We start from the raw sequence: 3,014 nt of genomic DNA, 5'->3' as shown, positions 1-3,014 counted from the left end.
AGACTGTACGCAGCGCGTGGTATTGATAAACCCGATGAACTCTCATTAGATCTCAAACAACTTCTCTCACCAGTGGAGTTGAAAAACTGCATCAGCACCGCCACCCTACTCGCCGATATTCTCGAGCGTCAGGAAGCGATGCTGGTGGTGGCAGACTACGACTGTGATGGCGCCACTGCCTGTGCTGTTGCGCTCAGAGGCTTAAAGATGTTGGGTGGGCCAGATACACCCATTCAATTTTTAGTGCCGAATCGTTTTACGATGGGCTACGGACTAACACCAGAGGTGGTGGATTTAGCTGCGCAGCAAACTCCCAAACCCAAATATCTCATTACGGTTGATAACGGTATTGCTAGTGAATCTGGTGTTGATCGAGCTCGCGAATTGGGCATGGAAGTCATCGTGACTGACCACCACTTACCAGGTGATCGATTACCAAAAGCGACTGCAATCGTGAACCCCAATCAGCCTGGCTGCACATTCCCAAGCAAAGCGCTTGCAGGCGTGGGGGTGATGTTCTATTTATTGGTGGCTCTTCGTGCAGAACTTCGCAAGCGCGGAAAATTTACTGCTGAGACTCAACCTAAAATCGAGAGCTTATTAGATTTGGTGGCCTTAGGTACTGTTGCAGATGTGGCGCAACTTGATCGCAATAACCGCATCTTGGTTTCCAATGGTTTAAAGCGTATTCGCGCGGGAGTGTCACAAGCAGGTATTCAAGCACTATTTCAAGCCGCAACACGGGATCCTCGTAAGGCCAATACCTTTGATTTAGGTTTTGCCATTGGACCTCGACTTAATGCTGCAGGACGCTTAGCAGACATGACTTTAGGCATTCGTTTATTGCTTAGCGATAAACCTGACGAGGCTATTGAACTAGCATACGAACTAGATCGCATTAATCGCGAGCGACGCGTCATTGAAGGCGGCATGCAAGAAGCTGCCCTCGCCCACCTTGCTGAAGATCAACTGGCAGGCACCATGGCCGAGCGCTCTAGCATTTGTCTTTGGAATGCAGAGTGGCATCAAGGCGTAGTTGGTATCGTGGCATCCCGCCTCAAAGAACGTTTTAATCGCCCTGCAATTGTGTTTGCCCCTGCTGATGGTGCTAGCGGAGAAGAATTACGTGGTTCCGGCAGATCGTTGACAGGCTTTCATCTACGCGATGCTTTAGATATTGTTTCTAAACGTGAGCCAGGTCTGATTCTCAAATTTGGCGGGCATGCCATGGCAGCGGGTCTGAGTATTAGAAAAGCGGATTTTGAAAAGTTTGATGCAGTTTTTCAAAATGTTGCCAATGAATTACTGAATGATGAACTATTAGAGCGTCGCCATATTCATGATGGCTCTCTTGATCTTTCTGAGTTCACGCCAGAAACGGGCGATCTTCTTGCCGAAGAAATCTGGGGTCAGGGCTTTCCTCAGCCCATTTTTTATGGGGAATTTGAGGTCGGACAACAAAGCCTCATGAAGGAAAAACATCTACGCTTACAGCTTCGCCCGATTGGGGATGGCCAGTTAGCCAGCAAACCATTTACCGGCGTTTGGTTCAACCGGACTCAGCCCTTGCCAGCCAAGGCCAAGCTGGCCTATCGCCTAGTAACAGACCGCTTCCAGGGTCAAGCTCGCGTACAACTCATGGTTGAAGCCCACGACGAGGCTTGATCTGCAATAACCCCCTTATAATTAGGGGATGGAAGCCGAACAACTCAATATTATTTCAAATACCTTGTCCGATCTGCTCACCCGTGAGCAAGCACTTCGGGGGTATCTTTGACTTCGAAGTAAAGTCACGACGCCTTACTGAAGTTAACTCTATTCTTGAAGATCCCACCATTTGGGATGATCAAAAGAAAGCACAAGCCCTCGGCAAAGAAAAGAAATTGCTCGATGGCGTTGTTGCCACCCTCACCGATTTAAATAGCAATATCACTGGCGCCATCGAACTGTTCGACATGGCCAAAGAAGAAAGTGATTTTGAAACGATTGGCGCTATCGAGCAAGACGTTGAGAGCTACAGCAAGATCATTCATGATCTTGAGTTCCGCCGCATGTTCCATAACGAAATGGATTCCTGTAATTGCTTTATTGATATTCAAGCAGGCGCAGGTGGCACAGAAGCTTGTGACTGGGCGAGCATGCTCTTCCGTCAATACCTCAAGTATTGCGAACGTAAAGGCTACAAAACAGAAATTCTGGAAGAGTCTGATGGTGACGTTGCTGGTATTAAGAGCGCCACTATCAAAGTAGATGGTGAGTATGCATACGGCCACCTCCGTTCAGAGACTGGTGTGCATCGCTTGGTACGTAAGTCCCCATTTGATTCATCAAACGGTCGCCATACTTCTTTTGCCAGCATCTATGTTTACCCAGAGATTGACGACTCGATTGAGATTGATGTCAATCCAGCAGATATTCGTACCGACACCTATCGCGCCTCTGGTGCGGGTGGTCAGCATATTAATAAAACCGACTCTGCAGTTCGCTTGACCCACCTTCCAACTGGCATTGTGGTGCAGTGTCAGAATGATCGAAGCCAACACCGCAATAGAGCTGAAGCGATGACGATGCTCAAATCTCGCTTGTATGAGCATGAGATGCAAAAGCGTCGTGCAGAGCAAGACAAGCTTGAGGCAAGCAAAACCGATGTGGGTTGGGGTCATCAAATCCGCTCCTACGTACTCGATCAAAGCCGCATTAAAGACTTACGCACTAACGTTGAGATATCCAATACACAAAAAGTATTGGATGGCGATCTTGATGCCTTTATTGAAGCTAGCCTGAAGCAAGGCGTTTGATTCATTCCCCCTATTCCAGCTATTAATATTGCATATGAACGATCAAGTGAACTCCAACCCTAATCAAGCTACTGAAGCTGTTGATGAAAATCACATCATTGCCGAGCGTCGTGAGAAATTAGCCAAGTTACGCGAAGGCGGAGTAGCGTTTCCAAATGACTTCGTGCCGACCCACTTAGCTGCAGATCTGCATACTCACTATGACAGCCTCACTAA

2 protein-coding genes and 1 pseudogene are annotated in these 3,014 nt (G+C 47.9%); all 3 read left to right on the top strand.

The window, feature by feature from the left end; all coding sequences use genetic code 11:
• The coding region (gene recJ / locus B7Y67_RS14080; RefSeq protein WP_293599185.1) for a single-stranded-DNA-specific exonuclease RecJ at nt 1-1,665 on the top strand (1,665 nt) is incomplete at its 5' end.
• Nucleotides 1,666-1,693: 28 nt separating this feature from the next.
• A protein-coding gene (prfB, locus tag B7Y67_RS14075) for a peptide chain release factor 2 (RefSeq protein ID WP_215301335.1) occupies nt 1,694-2,798 on the top strand; the annotation gives its coding sequence in 2 pieces (ribosomal slippage) (nt 1,694-1,774 and nt 1,776-2,798; 1,104 coding nt in all).
• 34 nt (nt 2,799-2,832) lie between these two features.
• Nucleotides 2,833-3,014, top strand: a pseudogene (locus tag B7Y67_RS14070) (lysine--tRNA ligase); the annotation flags it as partial.

This window comes from Polynucleobacter sp. 35-46-11 (genome assembly GCF_002281105.1).
The sequence above is the reverse complement of the archived record's forward strand: the minus strand, read 5'-3'. Positions and strand labels throughout refer to the sequence as shown.